The organism is Trichocoleus sp. DQ-U1 (assembly GCF_039961925.1).
Classification (GTDB): domain Bacteria; phylum Cyanobacteriota; class Cyanobacteriia; order Cyanobacteriales; family FACHB-T130; genus FACHB-T130.
The window spans coordinates 14,037-35,226 of the sequence record NZ_JAMPKB010000059.1 but is presented as its reverse complement, the minus strand read 5'-3'; the positions used below and the strand labels follow the sequence as shown (position 1 = coordinate 35,226).

Genomic DNA, 21,190 nt, shown 5'->3' with positions numbered 1-21,190 from the left:
ATTTTATGGTCAATATCTTGTGTGGTTTAATTGCTTACTGTCATCAACCCAAGAAACCATCACTCCGTTTAGAGTGGGCTTTGGTTCAATCAGCTTAACCCGAACTGAGGTTAACCCAATACTTGTTGGCGTCCAAAAACCGAATCCCCAGCCACCAAGGGCAAAGAAAGAGCATGGGGATTCGGTTGTTTACTAAACATCGCGCTTCTCAACTTGATTGCTCCATCTGTTCGCGTCACAATAGTAAATATTCTTATTGTTTTGACTAATTTTGTTAACAATGGCGCTGGAACAGACCGTTCAAACAATTTCGTCGCCGCAGACATCGGCAGCCCAGCAAGGCTTTGACTACGACTTAGCAATTGTGGGCGGTGGAATTATTGGGGCAACTCTCGCTTGTGCCTTAAAAGATTCTGGGCTGCGGGTAGCGTTAATTGAGCGATCGCCCCAGTCTGCTGCTGTTGCCATCGGACGCGCTTATGCCATCTCCCTCATGTCGGGGCGCATTTTCGAGGGTATGGGGGTTTGGGATAAAATACTGCCTCAAATCAATGCATTTCAACAAATTCGCTTATCTGACGCCGATTATCCTGGCATCGTGCAATTTTCTCCCCAAGATTTAGGGACAGAAAGGCTAGGGTATGGGGCGGAACATCGGGTGCTGCTGACGGCTTTGCAGGATAGCTTGAGAGATTGCCCGAATGTGTCTTGGTTGTGTCCGGCGGAAGTGGTAAGTGCAGACTATCAAGCTGACGCGGTAGAGATCGAAATTGCTGTCAGAGGGGAGATCCCCCACTCTAAAATTCAATCTTCTCAAGCCTCGGAGATCCCCCCCAATCCCCCCTCAAACAGCGGGGGCGATCAGGGGAAGCAAACATCCAAAATCAGAACGCGCTTGCTGGTAGCGGCGGATGGGGCGCGATCGCCCATCCGCGAAGCCGCTGGTATCCGCACTCAAGGATGGCATTACTGGCAATCCTGTGTGGTGGCAACGATTAAACCGGAAAAACCCCACCAGAATATCGCCTACGAACGCTTTTGGCCGAGTGGCCCGATGGGGGTTCTACCGCTACCGGGGAACCGCTGCCAAGTTGTTTGGACTGCCCCGCATACAGAAGCGAAAGCTTTGAAGGAAATTGACGAAAAAGAGTTTTTGGCGGAACTGGAACGACGCACTGCTGGACTGTTGGGGCGTCTAGAACTAGAAGGCGATCGCTATGTTTTCCCGGTGCAATTGATGCAAAGCGATCGCTACACGCTTCCCCGACTCGCCCTGATTGGCGATGCTGCCCATTGTTGCCATCCGGTAGCGGGACAAGGCATGAATTTGGGGATTCGGGATGCAGCAGCGATCGCTCAAGTTTTAAAATCTGCCCATAATTTAGGGGAAGATATCGGGGATATACAGGTACTTAAACGTTACGAACACTGGCGTAAACAAGAAAACCTGACCATTTTAGGTTTTACCGATTTCCTCGATCGGATGTTTTCTAATAATTGGTTGCCAGTCGTGGCAATTCGCCGCGTAGGTTTATGGATGCTGCGACGAATTCGTCCCGTTAAGACCTTTGCTTTGCAGCTAATGACAGGGCTTAGAGGGCGTCATCCGGAACTGGCTTCTCGGTAAAAATGACCTCTGGTTGAAAAGGACGTACCTCGGCTTGATTGCCATTCGAGATTCCAGTGGTCAAATTCTTTGCTGCTTGAATGATATCGGACGGCATCATAATCACTGTCGTCGTATTATTTTCTGCCCCAATTTCTGTCAGCATTTGTAGACGCCGCAACTCTAATACAGCGGGGTTCTTCATAATCATTTGCGAAGCTTCTGCTAACTTAATTGAAGCTTCCTGTTCTGCCGCTGCTTTAATGAGCCTGGCTCGTTTTTCTCGAATAGCTTCCGCTTCTTTTGCCATTGCCCGTTGCATCGCTAGGGGAATTTCCACGTCTTTCATTTCCACCCGTTCAATCACAATCCCCCAAGGTTCTGTGATTTCATCGACTATTTCTTGGACTTTGGTGTTAATCTTATCGCGGCTTTGTAAGACATCATCCAGGATATTTTGACCAACCACATTCCGTAAAGTCGTCAAGGCGATTTGGTAAACCGCCATATTGTAATCTTCAACCCGATTGATAGCCTTTGACGGGTCAAGAATTCGGTAATAAAGAACAGCATTTACTTTAATCGTCACGCTGTCCGCCGTAACAGTTTCTTGGGGTTCAATATTTACCGTTTTGGTACGGACATCGATCTGCATTTTTTGATCGATCCAGGGAATAATCCAATACATCCCTGGCCCCATAACGCCCTTTGTTCTACCCAGTCGAAAGATGACGCCGCGTTCGTATTCTCGATCTAGTTTAAGTCCAGAAGCTGCTAGAACGAAAAAGAAAACTAAAAGTGTGCCTAGAGTGGTGCCCATATTTGGCAAAAGGAAATCGTTACTAAGCCCATTCTAGACTCGCTGACAGAGTTATAGCAGGATACTGATTACCAGCCGGATCTGGCAAACCAAAGCAGCAGTATGGATGCCACGCACAAAGTAATAAATTGCAAAACAATTATTTGAACTAACCACCGAATTGTTAAGATAATTTTCATAGCCTTCCCCTCACTTATAACTGGCTGAAAAATCGCGGATGTCTTCAATATTAGCGATTGATTAATGGAGATTTGTGATGAAAGGGTTGCCCAAATGTGACAACTTTTGTCCAGGTTTGTGATAAGTGTCACTTCCGCCTCGTCTCAGACGCTGAATTTGGCTGTGTCGAAAACTGGAATAACCAAAAACAGAATCATTGTGGCATACCGTTTCATGCGAACAGCCCTTCCGTACACTATCGCTGAATCATAACAATACTCTTTTTTAACACGATGCTGGAGGTTTCCCCTAACCCCCCAATCATCCCGGATTTATGAGGAATTTTAAGTATAATAAAGCCCGATGAACCGGATTCATCTTGCCTGATGGCAGCCAAAGTATTACCAATTCGTCAACTTTCTTAGTATAGATTGCGAGTTTTCCGAGAGAATTCCATACTTTTTTAAGGAATAGACTCACTGTACAGACTTATGCAATCAACACTCGCGATTAGAAAGCCTCCAGTCCGCCGCCACCGCTGGTTTGAGAGATTGATGGCAATCATTGCCACGATCAACTTTGTTTTAGTGTTGTTTGACCTAAGTTACATCCCCTGGCGTGATTTCTACCTTCGGGAAATTCCCAGTCTGATTCAGGTGTACGATCCAATTAAAGGAATTGAACCGCATCGAGAAACACAGGCTTATCTCAATCGGGTGAACGAACTGGAACAGCAAGTGATGCAGACTGGGCTAGAGTCAGCAGAGGTAGAAAGCTTGCTACAGGACTTGCGTAGCCGCAGTAATGAAATGATTGAGGATAATCCATTTGCGCTGGCGAAGAAAAGCGGTGCTTTAGAAAAAATTAAGAATCAAGTGCGCGATCGCGTGGGGAAAGAATCTGCCCATCAAGCCTTTAATCAATTTTGGAGTCAAGCTTATCTTTCCCAAGCCGGTTGGCAGCAAGAACTCAACTTCTTTAATACAGAAACTCGCCCTCTGATTCAGACTAACTACTATCGCAGTTTGGGAATCAATGGAAAATTTTTTGATGAATTTTGGTTGCTTGACTTACCGTTTACAATTTTATTCGCTCTAGAATTTTTGGTTCGCACTTTCTATATCAGACGCCAATATCCTAACTTTAGCTGGCTACAGGGAATGCTGCGGCGATGGTATGACCTGTTTTTGCTGCTACCCTTGTGGCGGTGGCTGCGAGTCATTCCGGTAATGGTTCGCCTCTATCAATCTGAATTACTAAATTTTGAGCCTGTACGGCAGCAAATTAACCATGATTTTGTAGCTAACTTCGCTGAAGAATTGACTGAAATTATGGGGATACAGGTAATTAACCAAATGCAAGGAGCGATTCAACGCGGCGATCTCGCACGCAGGCTGTTTCATCCGGGGAATAGCCGCCCCTATATTAAGATCAATAACACTAATGAGGTGCAAGCGATCGCAACCCGCCTGATTAACCTCAGTGTCCATAATGTTCTCCCCAAAATTCAGCCTGATTTAGAAGCTTTAGTACATCACAGTCTAGAAAGTAGTCTCAATCAATTTCCGGTTTTTCAGCAATTCCAAAATATTCCGGGTTTGAGCCGTTTACCTAGCCAGATTAGTGAAAATCTCGCTAAAAATTTATCTCAAACTGCTTACAGCAACGCCCTGAAAGCAGTTGAAGATCCAGTCGGGACAGAATTAACGACTCGGTTAATTGATAACTTTGGAAAAGCTTTAGAGGTGGAATTACAGAAAAAAGACAACTTTAAGGAAATCGAATCTTTACTTGTAGATATGTTAGAAGAAATCAAAATTAACTACGTCAAAGGCATTGCCGAAGCCGGAATGGATAAAATCTTAGATGAAGTGGAACAATTGCACCAAATTGTTCGGCGATAGATTAAGAATTTACCAGTTTTTTTCAAACTTAGGCTGGAATGAGCTAGGGATACGGTATTGCCGTGTCCCGGAGAGTGGCATCTACGCAACTCAGATGTTGCTATATTTCTTATCTTCTCTCCGGAAAACGAGGGAATAGAGAGAGAAGGGAAGGGAGAAATCCTATTTCCGATGCTTAAAGAGAGGATAGAACCCCTTCCATGTAAATTTTTACAATTGAAATGCTCCCAAATAGTAGAACTTTGGCTGTCTTTGCTGTTACTCGAAAAAATATGCGCTAACACTATCTATATCTACTCGTGAAGTGCATCGCTTAAGCTTAATCTTCCAGTCATCTCAAAATTAGCGAGGCCGCTATGAAATCAATCGTGAGTAGTGTTAGCTTGTTGCTAGCAGTACTACACCTGGTGGGAATCAGCACAGAACGGGTACAGGCACAAGCAATCATTCCAGCACCCAATACTACTGCCACCGTATCTGGTGCGGAAGGGAAGATTCTTCTGGCACAAGCTGCTACCCCCACCAAATTAGACAATGCTTTCGACCGAGAAAATTTAACGGAGATAGTGCCGCAAATTGAGCAAACGTGGGAAAAACAATATGAAGATTACTTTCGGCTCAATTTCTCCGACGAGTCAATTACAGCAAAGGATGTCGCCGATACTCTAGGCAAAATCGCGGTTCAAACGGGTCAAAAGCCTGCTCTAATTTATGTAGTGCCTAGAGCCAAACAACTAGAACTGGTGTTGATTACTCCGGGGAATCAACCGATTCACAAGCGCATCCCGGAAGCAAAGAGTGAAATCCTGCTCAAAGAAGCGGCAAAGTTTAGAGAAAATATCGTAGATCCCAGACAGCGGAATAGTACCCGCTATCTGCCAGCAGCGCAGCAGTTATATCAGTGGATTATTGCGCCACTAGAGGCAGATTTAAAAACAAATAAGATAGACACGCTAATCTTTTGTGTGGGTGCTGGTCTGCGGACTATACCGCTGGCAGCTTTCCATGATGGGCAAAAGTTTCTGGTGGAAAAGTATAATATTGGGCGCATTCCTGCCTTCAAATTGACAGATACCCTCTATGTCTCTCTAAAGAATTCGCAAGTTCTGGCGATGGGTGCGTCAAAATTCAAGGAGCAAACTCCCTTGCCTGCGGTGCCAGTGGAGTTATCTGCGATCGCGCAAAAGCTATGGCAGGGTAAATTCTTCTTAAACCAACAATTCACCCTGGCGAATCTGCAATCGCAACGCGCTTCAGAACCTTATAAAATTATTCACCTGGCGACTCATGCTTTCTTCGAGCCGGGAGAACCGAGCAACTCCTACGTTCAGTTATGGGACGCGAAACTAACACTGGATAAGATGCGGCAATTACGGTGGAACTCTCCACCCGTGGAACTGTTAGTCCTAAGTGCTTGCAGAACTGCTCTCGGCGATAAACAAGCAGAATTAGGCTTTGCGGGGTTAGCAGTTAACTCTGGAGCGAAGTCTGCTGTCGCCAGTTTGTGGTCTGTTAGCGATGAAGGAACCTTAGCGCTGATGACAGAGTTTTATCGGCAACTGAAAACTGCGCCGATTAAAGCAGAGGCGCTCAGGCAAGCTCAGATAGGGATGTTGCAAGGGAAAGTACGTCTGCAAAATGGTCAGTTGTACAGTTCCAGAGGGGAGATATCCCTGCCGCCAGAACTGGCAGGAATTCAGAACGTGAATCTATCGCACCCCTACTATTGGGCTGCCTTTACCTTAGTCGGCAGCCCCTGGTAATTTTTAATTGAATTAAAGAGGTCGATAGACGCGATAGTTGATTTCGGGGAAGATGTTGTCAATTTCCTCCACTTTTTCTAGCCAACCGCTGTCGATTTTGCCATCTTTGATTTCGTCGTAGAGTTTGTGGAAACGCATCAAGTGCGATCGCGTTCTTCTCACTGCATAAGGCACCATCGTTCCGGTTCGCATAATAAACGCCCAGTCAGAAGATTGTGCTAGCAGCACTTCCCGCGCCGCTTGATTAAGCGCTTTCCACTCCAGCTCATCCGCTGGTTCCCGCCGCGCCAGCTCGATCATCCGCTCTGCTGCCTTATGCAAGTGCGGGTAAATCCATGCGTTCGTTTCATTCAGCCAATACTCGTGGAAGCCTTTATAACCCCAACTCGACTGAGAAGGACGGCAGACTTGCTGCGTAGGATTCTCTTGTAAATAATCAGCCAAATGCGTCATCCGATACGTGCCTTGGTCATACCAAGACTTGCGGAACAGATAATCGATAAACCAAGGACCTTCGTACCACCAGTGACCAAACAATTCCGCATCGTAAGGCGAAACGATGATTGGCGGACGCTGCATAATGTGGTGCAAATGCTCAACTTGCCGCTCTCGGTTATAGGTAAAGTTAGCAGCGTGTTCAGCAGCCTTTTCCCGCGCCCAATAAGGGTCATAAAGTTGCTTATCGCCCAACCCTAAACCGCGCCCAGTAATCTTGTGATATTTGATGCCCGTATTCTTCCGCTGACCGTTGGGCATGATGTAGGGCTTAATGTATTCGTATTCCGCTTCCCAGCCCAAATCTTTGTAAAATTCCCGATATTCCGCCGCACCGGGATAGCCTACTTCCGAAGACCACACCTGTTGGGAAGACTCGTGATCTCGACCAAAGGCAGCAACTCCGGTTTCTGTAAAGATGGGTGCATAAGAGCCAAAGCGGGGACGGGGACGGGCGTAGAGAATACCATGTCCATCCGTCAGGAAGTAGCGCAATCCCGCATCAGCGAGCATCCGCTCTAACCCTTCATAATAGGCGCATTCCGGCAACCAAATCCCTTTAGGAGGACGCCCAAAGTTTTGCTCGTAGTGTTCTACTGCGACCTGAATTTGTGCCCAGACTGCCTGAGGATACATCTTCATCAGCGGCAGGTAGCCGTGCGTTGCGCCGCAGGTGATGATCTCCAGGTTGTTACTATCTAAAAATTGCTTAAACGCCGTTACCAAGTCGCCGTCATAGCGTTCCCAGGTTTGACGAATCTCGCTAAATTCATGAACGTAATGTTCGGCAAGATAGCGAATATGACCGTTATTCGCATTATGCTCAACTTCTAGTTCAACGAGTTCTTCCAGTTTCGCTAAGTGGTCATCGTAGCGCTCTTGCAGTAGCGGATCGCGCAGCATCGACACCAAAGGCGGTGTCATGCTCATGGTGATCTTGAAGTCAATGCCGTCCCGCTTTAAGCCTTCAAATACGTGCAGCAGAGGAATGTAGGTTTCGGTGATGGCTTCAAACAGCCACTCTTCTTCCAGAACGTAGTCACTTTCAGGATGCCGCACGAAGGGCAGGTGGGCATGGAGAACAAGAGCAAGATAGCCGATGGGCATAGTAATTCTGGGGTCTTAGATGGACATGAAATTGAAGCAGGCTGGGCAAAATTGAATTTATTTTAAGATTTTACGGCGAAAGCGAGTCAGCATTCGGCGGGGATTCCCAATAAGTTCCGGTGGTGGTTCGCCTATCCTGGTAATTGACGATCGATTTGCCTGCTCTGTTTTGAAATCAGCGTAAAGTTCAACCTGTGCTAAAAAAAGTAACTTTGACACTTAGCCTGTTAACCGGCGCTCTTTGCGTTGGTGGCTCTTTTCAATCTACGTTCGCCACTCCCCTTATTGTTGCCCAAGAAGCACCTGTCCAAACACCCGCCCCAGAACCAAAAGTCGCTCCATCCGCACCAGCTTCAGAAGCCTCCCCGGCAGCCTCCCCAGCACCGACCACTCAACCAGCGTCGTCTGAGGTAAAGCTGACTTTAGAAGATTTGCCTGCTGGGTTTCAGGAACTCCCACCGGATGTAGCCGTTGAGATTGCCTCCAAATTGGATGTTCTCAGACAACAGCTTACGCAAGCGAACATGAAGCCGGAGAACTTCTTTGCTTTCGTTAATCCGGAGAACTACCAAATCGTTTTGGGCTTCACTGGAAATATGCCAAATCAGCCCGAACAAGCTAATTTTGATGCGGGTCTGCAAGAAATGCAGAACCCTCAGAAGCAACAACAGATGTTGAGCCTACTGCGGGAGAGACTCAAAGCATACCAGGGACTAGAAGTTGTAGAATACAAACCCCTGCCGGAACTGAATAACTTGGGGAATGCTTCTAGTGGGATGACGCTGGCTCTGAAGATACAACAGCAACCTGTGCGGATGGATATCGCTGCTTTTCGCCGAAATTCGACAGGAGCGCTAACAGCGGTGATGTACGTCAATGGGAAAAAGCCCGCGGTGCAGGTAGGAGATGTGGTTCGCAAGCTAGACAGCCGGATTTTGCAGGTGTCTCCTGCTGCCAATCTGCCTCGCGCCCGCTAAAGATCGATAGAAAGCGCTAGCAATCTCTCTTCTGCCATAGAGGGGGATAGAAGGCGATCGCGTTGCCCAACCAGATTTAAATCCCTTTCGGGGACTTAAATCTGGTTGAAAGCTCGCGGTTTTTCTTTCCCCCGATACAGGCGGAATCGAATTTGAGTGAGATATGCTCGCAGATAAACCCACCGGGCAATAGGAATTAAACGATGGATGACAAGCCGGGAATCGTGTCTGAAGAGACAGAAGCAAACTCCTCAACTTCTGACTCAAAAACAGACCATGCGGAATCTTTAACGCAATCCACGGATGTTAAGAAGCCATCGTTCTTCGATTCAGTTACGACTGCTGGGCAAGCAGTGGCGAAAACAGTAGCCGGAGTCGGCATGGCAGTTGGTAACACCGCCTTCCAGACAGGTAAAGCTGTGGCGACAACGACGACTGGGGTAGCCCAAGCGGCGGGAAAACAAGCGCAAAAATTGCTCGAACAAACCACACAAGGTGCAGGGCGTGCAGTGAATTTTGTGGGCGACAACCCATTTTTGCGGCACGTCACGAAGGCTTTACCCACGAATTGGTTACTGGGGATTATCAATCAAGTTGATGTCGTAAAAGCTGAAGCGGATGTTCAAAAGCTACAGCAAAAGTATCCCGACGAAAAACCGAATCAGATTGCCCATCGTCTGATGATGGAGAAAGCGGTTTATGGAGGCGGGATGGGACTGGCGACTAGCTTGTTGCCGGGAGCAGCATTGGCGTTGCTGACGGTTGATTTGGCAGCAACGACGCTTTTGCAGTCGGAGATGGTTTATCAGATTGCGGCGGCTTATGGATTAGATTTGAAAGATCCCGCGCGTAAGGGTGAAGTGCTGGGAATCTTTGGTTTGTCTTTGGGCGGTTCTCGTGCAATTAAGGCGGGTTTGGGTTTGTTAAAAGCGACGCCAGTAGCAGGTGCGGCAATCGGTGCTAGCGCGAATGCGACGATGATCTATGCGCTGGGGTATGCGGCTTGTCGCTTTTATGAGGTACAGTTGCATTCTGAGGCATCGACGGAAAAGCTGGTAGAGTCTCAGGCAGCAAGCGAGAAGTATTTAGAAACTGCGATCGCGCAACAAGCGATTATGGATCGGATTCTGGTTCATATCATCGTGGCGAGTCATCCGGGCAAATCTTGGGAAGATATCTTACCGTCGTTACAAGCTGCCAAACTTAGCCCTGCTTCTCTAGAAGCGATCGCCAATAACATCAATCAACAACAGCCTTTAGATACGCTTCTAGATCAACTCAATCGGGACTATGCGTTGCCGCTGTTAGCTCAGTGCCATACAATCTCCCAACTAGATAGCGCAGTGACGCCAGCAGAATCCCAAGTCATTGAAAAAATCACCCAAAAATTTGATATTGACGTAGAAGCAATTAAAAAAATTGCCAGTTCGATACAAGGCTGACAGACTTTACTAACGCTTGTGCGCGATCGCTCTCATCGCCCCAGTCTGCTTCAAAAAGCGAAGATTGGGGAACGAATCTCGTGCGTTTTTGTCTGTTGAGTGTTAGTCAGGCTTTTGATCTGGGAATCCTAGGAGGGAGACGATACTAAATTTCTCTCCTGCGATCGCTGCTAGCCATGACGAAACAGTGGAATTTTCGAGAACGAACCAGCGCCGGGAAAGAGGCACGCACTAGCGTTGCAGCTTTGATGAACAACAAGGCGTGCAACCAGGGATACGACTTCTCTGCCCGGACTAGATTCTGTAGCGCTACGTCAGCATCAATAAGTTTAAGTTTGATTGCCTCATCGCTTGCATCTGAAAAACTCACCCCTCAGCTTCTTTCCCTTGTAATCAAAGCGGAGAATTACTTCTCTTTCCTGGCAGGCTAAACGTTGCAGGAAACGTTTCCTGGTACAAGAGACGAGATTCATGAAAATTAGGAACTCCAAGTAACTAAATAGGCAGGTAAAAATAAATTTAAAAAATTAATTTTCAACTCAACTTAAGAATTGTTCGGTTGTTTGAATTTCTTGATGATTAGGTTTGTATACTTACTGATAACTCTTTCTGGTTATGACTGAACAAATCTCTCAAATAGCGGCGATGTTTGAACTTGGAGAATCAGAAAGTATTCTTGATAAACTCCCGCCCGAAGCCAAAAAATGGGCCGAAAGCTTGCCTTGGAGCCAGCGCCGTTATGTGCTGTCATTGTGTCATCTAATGTGTGCGGCTACTCCAGAAATGCAAGCCGAATTTCTGGATGATTATACGGCTACTGGCTTAGTTGCCAAAAGACTTCAAGACAAAAATACTCAGCAACGGGTCCAAGACTATTTAACACAATTTCACCTTAAGTTAGACTTAAATGAATCAGTTTTAAGAAGTTATATTAGACAGTTTTATATTCATTCAGCTCAAGATGTAAGTAGGCAGCCAGAATTGTACTTAGAATCAGCTCTGCGGCTGGTTCTAAGTTCAGAAGAACGCAACAACGTATTTAACTACATCTTGGGTTTTGAACTGATTAAAATGATGTTTAAAATGAGCTGGTTGCAGCATGAAAGACTATACCAGCTACAAATTAATCAAGAAGAGTTTTTAAATACTTATATAAAACCCATTCAACATGCTCATCGAATTAATGCAATCGTTGTTCCTAGCCCTAAAAGCCGATTTTTTGACAAACGTAATTATTTCGTACAAAAACCTGTGATTAGTGAGAAGAAGTTAATACAGCTAGTCATCGCTACTTTTAATACGGATTTAGTTACTCATTTTGGTTTTACAATTATTCGACATCTCAACTCTTTAGTTTTTGACTATGAATATATCTTTGAGGATGAACAAGAAGGTGTATTTAAATAATCCTAATTTGCTTTGGGTTTGAAACTTTATTAGGTTGATCGCCTTAGCCAAGCACAGGGTATGCAGTGCTATAGCCTGGGATGACCGAAACCTCCCTACTCCATAAAGTTGCAAAGGTAGAGGAGGCTTGCAAGTACGTTATTTTTGAGCGCAAAAAAAGACAGGCATTTTGCCTGTCTAATAACGATTCAGCACAATGCTAAGCTTAGAAATTCATCTCAGCAGCTTGCACTCTTTCAACTTGCTTCTTCTTCAGGACTAGCAAGACTTGACACAACATGATTGCAGCAATAAATGCCATCAACCACTTGATCCGGGTGGGGCTTTGCAAAACGATTTCGGCGTCCATTTGACCAAATCCACCGACGTTCGGATTGGAGGTCAGCGCTTCGCCAGCTTTGACTTCCTGCCCTTCGGAGACAACTAGCTCTGGACCGGCGGGAATTGTATCAACAACTGCATTGCCTTCTGCTGGTTGAATGGTGACTTCAGAGCCACCTTCTTCAGCTTGGGTAATGGAAGTGATGCGACCCGCTACGGAAGCGCTATAGACGGAATTGTTGCTCTTTTCACCTGTGGGGTAAACCTGACCGCGACCCCGGTTGCCACCCACGTGAATCGCGTATTTACCGAAGAAAACTTTCTTATCGGTCTGTGGATTGGGAGACAGAACGGGGAAGATAATTTCCTGATATTGATCGCCTGGAATGGGACCAACAATGACAATATTTTCTTTGTCTTCGCTGTAGGGTTGGTAGTAGAGTTCCCCAATTTTTTCCTTCATTTCTTCAGGAATTCTATCTTCGGGGGCAATTTTGAAGCCTTCTGGCAACATTAACACAGCACCCACGTTCAAGGGACCTTTGCTACCATCCGCTTGCACTTGCTGCGTGTTGGTGTCGTAAGGAACTTTTACGACGGCTTCAAAGACGGTGTCTGGGAGAACCGATTGAGGAACTTCGATTTGTGTGGGTTTGGCACCGAGGTGACAGTTGGCACACACAATCCGCCCCGTTGCTTCGCGAGGGGTTTCAGGATAGGTTTGCTGTGCCCAGAAGGGATAGGCACTGGCTGATTGGGGAAGGACTAGATCGCTGGCGAGGAATATTGACACGGTGGCGATCGCAACCAGGACGGTTTTGCAAATCGCCTGTTTGCCTATTTTGGATATCGCCGATAAAGAAACTTTTCTCATCTCTCAAGAAGGGATTCTGGGTCGAATTTCAAACAATATCTATCAGTTCTTTGTCCTTAGGTTTCGTTCTTAGTTTTTGTCCTTCGTTTTTATCCTTCGTTTTTGGTCGGTTACAAACAACCGATGACCCATGACGACTAACTGATGACTGATAACTAAGTACCGATGACTAATGACCTTATGTCCACCAAGGATTTTCGCCGGTACGGAAGTCGGTTTCCGTCCAAGGCGTTAATGTAACCTTGTCCTCCGCCACGGTAGCGTGAACCAGTGCCAGAGACAGCGGTGCTGGTCCCCGTACCACCTTGCCGGTGCTGTCATACTGGGAACCGTGGCAGGGACACATAAACTTGTTCTCACCAGAATTCCAAGGAACAACGCAACCCAAGTGGGTGCAGACGGCGTTTAAGCCGTAATTGTCAATGGTTTTCTCCTCGGTCACGACAATGTAGGTGGGGTCGCCTCTGAAGCCTTGAACCAAGGTGCGATCGCCTGGATTATGATTAGCTAAAAAATCACTCACAATGACATCGTTGCCGATGGCATCTTTGGCAGTTAGACCACCACCCGTTCCACCACTCGAAGGGGGGACAAAATACTTAATAACGGGATACAGTGCCCCCAGAGCTGTTCCTGTAATGGTCCCAAAAGTGAGCAAATTCATAAATTGACGACGCCCCATATCGGGAACGTCTGACGAGCTAGAAAGTTGAGCCATGAGTAACGTCTGAGTGTATAGCTATGTGAACAACCCTGGGCTAAGTCCCAGATTTTGTTAAAACTTGCCTAATAAATATATACCAAGCAAGTCGCAAGCCTGTTCGCCACAAACCCTTTTGTAGAAAGGTTTACAGCCTTGCTAAGGGTATTATTACATTCTTTTGCACCGTATCATTAATTTAAGAAGCGCTCCCTTTATGACGAAATGTAAAGAAAAGTAATTGCGATAAAACTATGACAGGACAAGACCTTCGCCAACTCCTGATCGACAAGTGGGGACGCTCATACGATATCCAGATCAGGCGGACTCAGGGCAAAATTTTCCTCCAGGTAATGTGGAAATACTTAGAACAGGCGTCTTTTCCGCTGTCGGAGGCAGACTACATAGCGCACTTGGAGACTGTCGCCGAGTATCTTCATGCTTGGGGTGGAGCTGACCAAGTACAACATTATATTGAACAAACGCGCGATCGCCCTCGACTCGGTAAAGCAGTCAGCATCCCCCTAGACCTGGGCGAGCGAGCCTCGGAGTGGATGCTCGAACAGTTTTAGGAGCTGTGCGTGCGATTCTCACTCAATAGAACGACAGCTTCCTGTTGGCACTATTGTCGCATTCACTGCATACCTAAACTATCTTTTGATTCGCAATAGCGACACCTGTTGTCAAGTGCTTTGTCAATTATTTTTTAAAAGATTTTGATGTATGAGGGTTTTTGGTTTGGGAAGCTCCTACTTCTCAAATCAACGTTGACGAACTCATTGCAGAATGGGTAAATTTCTGAATGGAAATTTACCGCAGCACCACAATTATCCATGGGCAAGGTGTAAGACGAACCCTCTTGCAAGCTCGCTTCAGCCAAGACAAGGCAAAGCCAAGGGTTTCAATTCGCCCTCGGCTTTGTAAGGTATTTTCGTCTGAAAAGGTTTCTGAAGACAAAATTGAAAATGTTCAGCTCAGCCATTTCACCCTTGAGGTTCGTCGAGTGCAACGATTCAGGGCGATTCCCAATACAGCAGCACTCCAGAGAGTCGAATAGGAGGCAGTTCAAAAATTAATTCGTCTAGATTGCATCGTATTTTGCCGATCTCAGCGCCCTACGAGCTTAACCAAGCCAATCCCGCTGTAGTAGAGTCCCAAGACGGCACCTGCGAGGAGGCTTTGGGTGAGGGGGTCGGTGGAAGGCGTCAGGATGGCACCCAAAATTGCTGCTCCCAGGATCACAAACCGCCAGCCAGATAGCATTTGCCCAGAAGAGACAATTCCCAAAAAGCCGAGTAGCAGCTGGATAATCGGAATTTGAAATGCCAATCCGGTGCTAAACATCAGCAGCAACACGAATTCAAAATATCGGTCAATTGACCACAGCTGCTCGACGACATCTGCCCCGTAACTGATGAAGAAATTCAGAGCGGCTGGAATTAATGCTACATAGGCAAATGCCAGTCCCCCCACAAACAAGACACCCGACCCTAAAACAACGGGTCCTACTAAGCGGCGTTCGCGGCGAGTGAGTCCTGGGAGAACAAACAGGATGAGCTGGTACAGGATAAAGGGGCTGGCTACGAGCAAGCCACTGTAACCAGCAACTTTAATGGAGACAAAGAAGTATTCTCCGGGTGCCAGCTGGAGGAACTTGACGCCCTGCGCCGGTACTTCCAGCAGTTGGACAATTGGCTTGACAAACAGGAAGCAGCCAATAACACCTAAGGCAACTGCAATCAGCGCATAGAAAATCCGCCGCCGCAACTCCTCCAGATGGTCGAATAGAGACATCTCGATCTCAGCGGGCAGCTCATCAAGGTATTCATCTTCTAGATTGCGGTTCGCTGATTCCGGCTCCAGGCCTGGATTTAGCTGGGATGCGGTATCGACGTCTGAAGGAAGCGTCATCGGTCAAGTTTGATTTGAAGATTTCTTGACTATTGTATCCGGGTCATCCGTACCGTGCGATCGCGCATGGCTCACCGACCCTTAAAAATTGAACAAAGCACAGAAATGGAAATCAACGCCACTCTTAAAAGCTGGTAATGGGGAATCGGTCATCGAAAATGGGTTTTTACCAATTTCCAATTCCCAATTCCCTAAAAAGCGATCTTTAATCGCGCCTAAGTGCAAATTCCAATTTTTAATTTTTGAATGCGGTTGGCTGACCTTCGGAGTATTTTGCTACCTGCTGGGAGATTTTCGGATTGTACAGGCGTAAGTAATTCCAGTAGTTGCCAAACACATTTTTGACATAACCCTGCGTTTCATCAAAGGGAATGGCTTCGACGAATTCATCTGGATCGCTGACTTTTTTGCCTTGGAGCCACTTTGACAGATTACCAGAACCGGCATTGTAACTTGCGATCGCTAACATGGAGTTATTTTTGTAGCGATCGTGAATTTCATCCAGATACCAGGTGCCTAATTTAACGTTGTCGTTAGGATTTTCCAGGCTATATTTCTTGAGGCCAATGTTTTCGGCAACCCATTTACTGGTTTCCGGCATCACCTGCATTAAGCCAACCGCACCGGCAGTGGAACGGATTTTTGGCTCAAAGCGGGATTCCTGTCGGATGACAGAGATCACGAGCAAGGGATTGAGTTGACGTTGTTGAGACCAGTTTTCAATCGCTTCGACATAAAGCGTCGGATACAAAGCCTGCCAGTAAGCAATTTGTTGTGTTAGAGCTTTGTACTGTGCTTGCTCCTCCGGGTTCTCACGGTCTTCTAAGCTGGAGATTTTAGCAATTCCTTGCAAGTGGTCTCCCATATTGAGCCGAAGCAAACCATCGGTAAATTGTTCTGCCACCGTTGGGTTGACCCGGTTTTCAAACTCCGCTTGCCAGAGCCTCCAGGCATCTTTGCCTTGACCCATTTGGTAAAGTTCTTGTAAAGCAGCAGAACCCACGGGCAATGACGGTCGCTTGGCAGGCCATTCTACTTTCGGATCTCTCTGACGCACGCTGTTAAAGTCTCCCACATCCCAGCCCAGCATGACGGCAGACCGCCAAGCATAGTAAGACTGGGGATACTTCGCCACGACGTTCTCAAAAGCAGCTTTCGCCTCCTGCTTGCGTCCCAGCTTGTTTGACCATTTACCCACCCAAAAAGCCGCCCGACGAGCTAATTCGCTATCAGGATTCTGAGTGGCGATCGGCTTGGCGATTTGCAGCGCCTCTTGGTAATTTCCACCACGCGCCTTCGATTGAGCCAATTTCCACCGATATTCTGCCGCTGCATCGGTATTGCCATATTTGGTGAGTAATGATTGACGCGCAGCAGCTGCGGATTCGGAACTTTTAAGACTATCGAGAATTTTCGCTTCTAATAGGATGGCTTCGCCAGCTCGGTCGGGGAATTGACTGATAACTTGGTCGAGATAAGGAACCGCCTCGATAGCGGGACCAATTTTGGCAATCTGGATGAGCGCGTTAGCACTTTCGTTCGCATTGGGGAAGTCTTGCACCACCTCTTTATAGGCGCGGAGGGCTTTTAGTTTCTTTTCAGCGAGATCGAGTCCCCTCGCGACCCGGTAAGCGTTGTGAGGGGTGCGGGGGGCTTTGGCATAAGCAGTACTGGCTTGACCGTATTTCCGGTTTCCCCAGTAGCCTAAAGCGATCGCTTCCCATACTTCTGGCTTGAGTTGCTCTGCTGGCAAACCTATCAACTTATCTAGCACTGAAGTAATTCCTGGAGTGTCAAAGGCATACTTTGCCAGCGACACCATCAATTTTGCTTGGTTAGGATTGTCTTTGAGTAAGGCGTGGGCGATTTCCAGGCTGCGGGGATGACTGGGAAATTTCTCAACGGCTTCTTCCCAATATTTCGGTTCTGTCTTCCCCAGCACATATAAAGCTTCGACTGACACGGGATCTTGAGAATGGTGTTTTAACAAACCTTCCCAAGCTGCCTTGGCTTTTCGGGTGTTGCCGGTGAGTTCGTAAGCTTGCGCTCTCCGAAGAGCAATGTGTCCGTCTAGGACGCGATATTCAAACTCTAATCCTTTTAACCATTCCAGTGCTTTTTCTCCCTGTTTGGAGGCAATCAGATCGCTTGCCAGGAGATAACGGGCGCGGCTGCGGTCGAGGGATCTTGGCCCTGTAGCGATCGCTTCTAGTTGTGATGCCCGCTTTTGTGGGGGTAGCGAGATTAAAGACACAATCGCAGAGTTGTCGATCTGATTTCCCGACATCAAGAAACTGCCGTACCCATGCATCGGCACCCAGCCAACTACTTTTTCCAGCCAGACGCCATACTTAGTTGGCAAAAAGGTGGCTCCCAACAGGATTGCGCTTAGTCCCACACCCGCAGCGATCGCGACTTTGTTTCTCCGTCTAGATTGATAGGGGCGAGAAAAACTAAACTGTGACTTTCTCCGAGCAAAAATCGAGCGTGACTTCCTCATGTAACCTCCTGGCGGCGGACATTGCTCTCTCCATCTGGCATTTCAGTAACGTCGATTTCGTTATTTGCTTTTTCCAGATGGAAGACCAAACTGGTCGTATTATTGACAAGCCATCCTTCTAGTAACTGGCGGCTCGTTGACTCTTTATCGCTAATAGGTAAAAATCCTTTAGAGAAAAAAGAATGGAAGGAAAGCGTGACTGACACGCCGCGTTTGCACTTGAGGGAGATCCCCTGACATTTGGATGATTTAAGGAAGCGATGGAATTGACCAGCATTCTAAATTTGAGCGATGAGAAGATCGCGAGTATTTTGCAGCCCCTGATTTGAGAGCCTAATTTTAAAGTTGGTAGCCGTGCCATCATACGCTTGGGTTCCGGTAGCCTGATTCGCGGTCATCATGCTTATGGAACTAAACAATAAACGTTGAAATTAGACAGCTCTTACAAAGCAGTCGCTGCTGGTGCCCGATTAATGAATGAAGCACAAGCGCAAAACTCTTTGAATTCGCTGGTTATTGGGTGATACAAGCTCCCGCGCTGACTGCTTCACTCAGCAGCCATTGACATGGAACTCTATCTAAACCAGGATAATCGATTTAAGCGAACAGCCGAAGATTAGTGATCCCCGTCAGTGGGCGCGAGGAAATTTTAGGCAGCAAGCGATCGCTTCTATGAGAACAACAGTGTTCAAAATTGATTAACACAAATTCATGAAAAATTTATATTATCCCCTCACATCTGGGAGAAAATCCCCCAACAGAGAGTAGACACGCGGATGTTTCAGCAATCACTGGATAGCCGCAGATATTACCTGCTAGAAGCTGCCCAGAAATGCTTAAAAATTCTTCAAGTTTTCAGGATATATGAAACTTCTTGCAAAAATGACAAAGCCAGACGAGAGCAGGCTAAATAAAATTTTGCTTTTACACCATTTAAAAGATTTTTGCAAGAAGTCTTTGATTAATTTTTGAGTGCAGTTGGCTGACCATCCGAATATTTGGCGACCAACTGGGCAACCTGTGGATTGTACAATCTAAGGTAATTCCAGTAGTTCCCAAACACCTGTCTGACGTAGCCTTTAGTTTCCTCAAAGGGAATTTCTTCGACAAATTCATCAGGATCGATAGATGGCCCTTTCTCTTTTAGCCATTTCGATACATTACCGGGACCCGCATTGTAACTGGCAACCGCTAACAAGGAATTATTGTTGTATTCCTTGTGGGTAAAATCTAAAAACCAGGTACCCAGCTTCACGTTATCGTTGGGATTTTCGGTGTTAAATTGCTTGACGCCAATTTTATCCGCCACCCATTTGCCGGTTCCGGGCATGACCTGCATTAAGCCAACTGCACCCGCAACCGAACGAATTTTTGGCTCAAATCGGGACTCTTGCCGAATCAGGGCGGTGACAAGCAGGGGATTGAGCTGGCGCTGTTGCGACCAGTTTTCGATAATTTCCAAGAACGGGAACGGATACAAGGTGTGCCAGTAAACTGGTTGTTTGCGGATTGCTTTGTATTCCGCTTGCTCTTCGGGTGTTTCTCGGTCTTCTAGAGTCGAGACCAGGTTCATTCCTTTCAGGTGGTTGCCCAATCCCACCTGCATGATGCCGTTAGTAAATTGTTCGGCAACGGTTGGCTGCATCCGGTTCTGAAATTCTGCCTGCCAGAGCGTCCAAGCATCCCATTTTTGACCGAGCTGGTACAATTCCTTCAACGTTTCAGACCCGGCAGGTAGGATGGGATGCTCGTCAGGTCGCACCACCTGCGGGGACAATTGACGCACGGTGGTAAAGTCACCAACGTCCCAGCCCAACAAGACGGCAGATCGCCACGCATAGTAAGACTGGGGGTATTTTGCCAGGACGTGTTCGTAAGCGGCTTTTGCATCCTGCTGACGCCCTAGTTTGGCGGCCCATTTGCCGACCCAAAAGCCAGCTCTGGGAGCCAATATATGATTGGGGTTTTGGTTGGCGATTGGTTGCGCCCATTGCCAAGCCCCTAAGAAATCCCCTAGAGTCGCCTTGGCTTGGGCGACTTTCCAGCGGTATTCTGCCGCGACATCGGAACTGCCATGTTTAGTCAGGAGCAATTGACGAGCTTCTGCGGCTGATTTGTCGCTGTTAAGACGATCGAGGATTTCGGCTTTGGCGAGGAGTGCCTCACCGGCTTCGTCGGGAAATTTGCGGATGACGATGTCGAGATAGGCGATCGCTTCCGGTGGCTGGGATGATAAAGAAGCCAGACGCCTCAAAGCGAGTCCGGTTTCTTTGGCATCGGGAAATTGCTGAATCATCTGTTGATAAGCAATTTTCGCTTCCGTTCGTTTCTCGCCCAGATGGAGTCCGCGCCCAATGCGGTAGGCGTGGAGGGAGGTGCGGGGGGCTTTGGCGTAGGCTTGTCCGGCTTTGCGGTACTGACCGTTTTCCCAATAGCTATAAGCGATCGCTTGCCAATCTTCTGGCTTGAGTAGCCCTGTACCTTGCTGTTTGAGCGCCGCTTCCTGCAAAGTCACCAGCCGATCCAGAATCGGGAGAATGCCGGGGTCGCCTGGAGCATTTTTGGCTAAATGTAAGAGTAATCTGGGTTGATTGGGATTCTTACTCAGGGAAGAACGCACAATTTCCAGGGTGCGCGGATGGCTTTTGAACTGAGCGATCGCTTGTTCTCGATACTTAGGATTCGTTTGCCCCAACACAAACAACGCTTCTGCGGCGACCGGATTATCGGGATAACTTTCGAGTAAATTCTGCCAAGCTGCGGTAGCTTTTGCTTTGTCCCCGGCAAGTTGGTAAGCTTGGGCGCGTTTCAGGGCGACGTAAGGGGCAAGAACCGGATAGTCTGCCTCCAATCCTTCCAAAGACGCGATCGCTTTTTTAGGCTGCTGTTGTTGGAGCGAATCGTTCGCCAACAGATAGCGGGCGCGATTGCGTTCTGGGGATGGGGTGCCATTGGCGATCGCTTCGAGTTGTGCGCCCCGCTGTGCCGCCGGTAGTGACGCCAATGGCAAAACAGAATTCTTGGATTGGCTCCCCGGATTCAAAAGGGTTTTATCGGGGGACTGACCGTTCGGGGTTAATTTCTCCAGCCAACTGGTTAATTGCGGGACTGACAGCGTTGCTCCAGCGACTAGCGCTAGTAGTCCGGCTCCAACACTTAGCAAAATTTTATTTTTCTGTGCAAGCTTTAGCATCGATCCTTATC

Annotated in this window: 17 protein-coding genes and 1 pseudogene; 9 read left to right on the top strand and 9 right to left on the bottom strand. The window is 47.3% G+C overall.

All coding sequences use genetic code 11. From position 1 onward, the window contains the following. Together NDI34_RS20850 and NDI34_RS20845 are read left to right on the top strand one after the other, a co-directional pair. Nucleotides 1–98 (top strand): annotated as a pseudogene (locus tag NDI34_RS20850) (IS982 family transposase); the annotation flags it as partial. A gap of 182 nt (nucleotides 99–280) precedes the next feature. After that, nucleotides 281–1,627, top strand: a complete 1,347-nt coding sequence (locus NDI34_RS20845) for an FAD-dependent hydroxylase (protein ID WP_348233700.1) — start codon at nucleotides 281–283, stop codon at nucleotides 1,625–1,627. On the opposite strand, the gene NDI34_RS20840 is transcribed toward NDI34_RS20845, so the two are convergent. Continuing rightward, on the bottom strand, nucleotides 1,593–2,426 hold the full coding sequence (locus NDI34_RS20840; RefSeq protein ID WP_190429825.1) for a slipin family protein: 834 nt from the start codon (nucleotides 2,424–2,426) through the stop codon (nucleotides 1,593–1,595). The genes NDI34_RS20845 and NDI34_RS20840 overlap by 35 nt on opposite strands. A gap of 650 nt (nucleotides 2,427–3,076) precedes the next feature. Between NDI34_RS20840 and NDI34_RS20835 the strand changes: the two genes are divergently transcribed. Both NDI34_RS20835 and NDI34_RS20830 read left to right on the top strand, forming a co-directional pair. Next, on the top strand, nucleotides 3,077–4,489 hold the full coding sequence (locus NDI34_RS20835; protein ID WP_348233699.1) for a hypothetical protein: 1,413 nt from the start codon (nucleotides 3,077–3,079) through the stop codon (nucleotides 4,487–4,489). 356 nt (nucleotides 4,490–4,845) lie between these two features. Next, a complete protein-coding gene (locus tag NDI34_RS20830; protein ID WP_348233698.1) occupies nucleotides 4,846–6,252 on the top strand; it encodes a CHAT domain-containing protein in 1,407 nt (468 codons plus the stop codon). Between the two features lie 12 nt (nucleotides 6,253–6,264). On the opposite strand, the gene NDI34_RS20825 is transcribed toward NDI34_RS20830, so the two are convergent. Then, complete coding sequence (locus NDI34_RS20825) at nucleotides 6,265–7,854, bottom strand: glycoside hydrolase family 57 protein (protein WP_190412177.1); 1,590 nt, start codon at nucleotides 7,852–7,854, stop codon at nucleotides 6,265–6,267. A gap of 194 nt (nucleotides 7,855–8,048) precedes the next feature. Here NDI34_RS20825 and NDI34_RS20820 point away from each other — a divergent pair, with 194 nt between their 5' ends. Both NDI34_RS20820 and NDI34_RS20815 read left to right on the top strand, forming a co-directional pair. Further along, nucleotides 8,049–8,831 carry a hypothetical protein gene (locus tag NDI34_RS20820; protein WP_190436095.1) on the top strand — a complete coding sequence of 261 codons (783 nt, stop codon included), beginning with the start codon at nucleotides 8,049–8,051 and terminating at the stop codon, nucleotides 8,829–8,831. Between the two features lie 203 nt (nucleotides 8,832–9,034). Beyond that, entirely contained in the window at nucleotides 9,035–10,273 is a 1,239-nt protein-coding gene (locus tag NDI34_RS20815) for an EcsC family protein (RefSeq protein ID WP_348233697.1), read from the top strand. Nucleotides 10,274–10,418: 145 nt separating this feature from the next. Here the strand turns inward: NDI34_RS20815 and NDI34_RS20810 are convergent, their stop codons facing one another. Then, nucleotides 10,419–10,643 carry a hypothetical protein gene (locus NDI34_RS20810; RefSeq protein WP_348233696.1) on the bottom strand — a complete coding sequence of 75 codons (225 nt, stop codon included), beginning with the start codon at nucleotides 10,641–10,643 and terminating at the stop codon, nucleotides 10,419–10,421. Between the two features lie 245 nt (nucleotides 10,644–10,888). Here NDI34_RS20810 and NDI34_RS20805 point away from each other — a divergent pair, with 245 nt between their 5' ends. Continuing rightward, a complete protein-coding gene (locus NDI34_RS20805; RefSeq protein ID WP_190524891.1) occupies nucleotides 10,889–11,680 on the top strand; it encodes a cobyrinic acid a,c-diamide synthase in 792 nt (263 codons plus the stop codon). Nucleotides 11,681–11,885: 205 nt separating this feature from the next. Here NDI34_RS20805 and petA read toward each other — a convergent pair whose 3' ends face one another. Both petA and petC read right to left on the bottom strand, forming a co-directional pair. Beyond that, complete coding sequence (gene petA / locus NDI34_RS20800) at nucleotides 11,886–12,875, bottom strand: cytochrome f (RefSeq protein ID WP_190412181.1); 990 nt, start codon at nucleotides 12,873–12,875, stop codon at nucleotides 11,886–11,888. A 178-nt stretch (nucleotides 12,876–13,053) separates the two neighbouring features. After that, complete coding sequence (gene petC, locus NDI34_RS20795; RefSeq protein WP_190412182.1) at nucleotides 13,054–13,593, bottom strand: cytochrome b6-f complex iron-sulfur subunit; 540 nt, start codon at nucleotides 13,591–13,593, stop codon at nucleotides 13,054–13,056. A gap of 236 nt (nucleotides 13,594–13,829) precedes the next feature. Here petC and NDI34_RS20790 point away from each other — a divergent pair, with 236 nt between their 5' ends. Then, a complete protein-coding gene (locus NDI34_RS20790) occupies nucleotides 13,830–14,147 on the top strand; it encodes a DUF3067 family protein (RefSeq protein WP_190412183.1) in 318 nt (105 codons plus the stop codon). Nucleotides 14,148–14,377: 230 nt separating this feature from the next. Beyond that, the gene (locus NDI34_RS20785) at nucleotides 14,378–14,632 is read left to right on the top strand and encodes a hypothetical protein (RefSeq protein WP_348233695.1); all 255 of its coding nucleotides are present in this window, start codon (nucleotides 14,378–14,380) and stop codon (nucleotides 14,630–14,632) included. Between the two features lie 50 nt (nucleotides 14,633–14,682). On the opposite strand, the gene tatC is transcribed toward NDI34_RS20785, so the two are convergent. The 4 genes from tatC to NDI34_RS20765 all read right to left on the bottom strand — a co-directional run bounded on the left by tatC (nucleotide 14,683) and on the right by NDI34_RS20765 (nucleotide 21,179). Continuing rightward, a complete protein-coding gene (gene tatC / locus NDI34_RS20780) occupies nucleotides 14,683–15,486 on the bottom strand; it encodes a twin-arginine translocase subunit TatC (RefSeq protein WP_348233694.1) in 804 nt (267 codons plus the stop codon). A 235-nt stretch (nucleotides 15,487–15,721) separates the two neighbouring features. Further along, nucleotides 15,722–17,986, bottom strand: a complete 2,265-nt coding sequence (locus NDI34_RS20775) for a transglycosylase SLT domain-containing protein (protein WP_348233693.1) — start codon at nucleotides 17,984–17,986, stop codon at nucleotides 15,722–15,724. After that, nucleotides 17,983–18,192, bottom strand: coding sequence for a hypothetical protein (locus tag NDI34_RS20770; RefSeq protein WP_190436084.1), 210 nt, complete (start codon nucleotides 18,190–18,192; stop codon nucleotides 17,983–17,985). Before NDI34_RS20770 ends, NDI34_RS20775 begins: the two co-directional genes overlap by 4 nt. A 755-nt stretch (nucleotides 18,193–18,947) precedes the next feature. Then, entirely contained in the window at nucleotides 18,948–21,179 is a 2,232-nt protein-coding gene (locus tag NDI34_RS20765; protein ID WP_348233692.1) for a transglycosylase SLT domain-containing protein, read from the bottom strand. Nucleotides 21,180–21,190: the final 11 nt, after the last annotated feature.

Coding starts and splice junctions, on each gene's coding strand:
- NDI34_RS20845 (WP_348233700.1), top strand. CDS start 281: ATGGCGCTGGAACAGACCGTTCAAACAATTTCGTCGCCGCAGACATCG.
- NDI34_RS20840 (WP_190429825.1), bottom strand. CDS start 2,426: ATGGGCACCACTCTAGGCACACTTTTAGTTTTCTTTTTCGTTCTAGCA.
- NDI34_RS20835 (WP_348233699.1), top strand. CDS start 3,077: ATGCAATCAACACTCGCGATTAGAAAGCCTCCAGTCCGCCGCCACCGC.
- NDI34_RS20830 (WP_348233698.1), top strand. CDS start 4,846: ATGAAATCAATCGTGAGTAGTGTTAGCTTGTTGCTAGCAGTACTACAC.
- NDI34_RS20825 (WP_190412177.1), bottom strand. CDS start 7,854: ATGCCCATCGGCTATCTTGCTCTTGTTCTCCATGCCCACCTGCCCTTC.
- NDI34_RS20815 (WP_348233697.1), top strand. CDS start 9,035: ATGGATGACAAGCCGGGAATCGTGTCTGAAGAGACAGAAGCAAACTCC.
- NDI34_RS20805 (WP_190524891.1), top strand. CDS start 10,889: ATGACTGAACAAATCTCTCAAATAGCGGCGATGTTTGAACTTGGAGAA.
- petA (WP_190412181.1), bottom strand. CDS start 12,875: ATGAGAAAAGTTTCTTTATCGGCGATATCCAAAATAGGCAAACAGGCG.
- petC (WP_190412182.1), bottom strand. CDS start 13,593: ATGGCTCAACTTTCTAGCTCGTCAGACGTTCCCGATATGGGGCGTCGT.
- NDI34_RS20790 (WP_190412183.1), top strand. CDS start 13,830: ATGACAGGACAAGACCTTCGCCAACTCCTGATCGACAAGTGGGGACGC.
- NDI34_RS20785 (WP_348233695.1), top strand. CDS start 14,378: ATGGAAATTTACCGCAGCACCACAATTATCCATGGGCAAGGTGTAAGA.
- tatC (WP_348233694.1), bottom strand. CDS start 15,486: ATGACGCTTCCTTCAGACGTCGATACCGCATCCCAGCTAAATCCAGGC.
- NDI34_RS20775 (WP_348233693.1), bottom strand. CDS start 17,986: ATGAGGAAGTCACGCTCGATTTTTGCTCGGAGAAAGTCACAGTTTAGT.
- NDI34_RS20765 (WP_348233692.1), bottom strand. CDS start 21,179: ATGCTAAAGCTTGCACAGAAAAATAAAATTTTGCTAAGTGTTGGAGCC.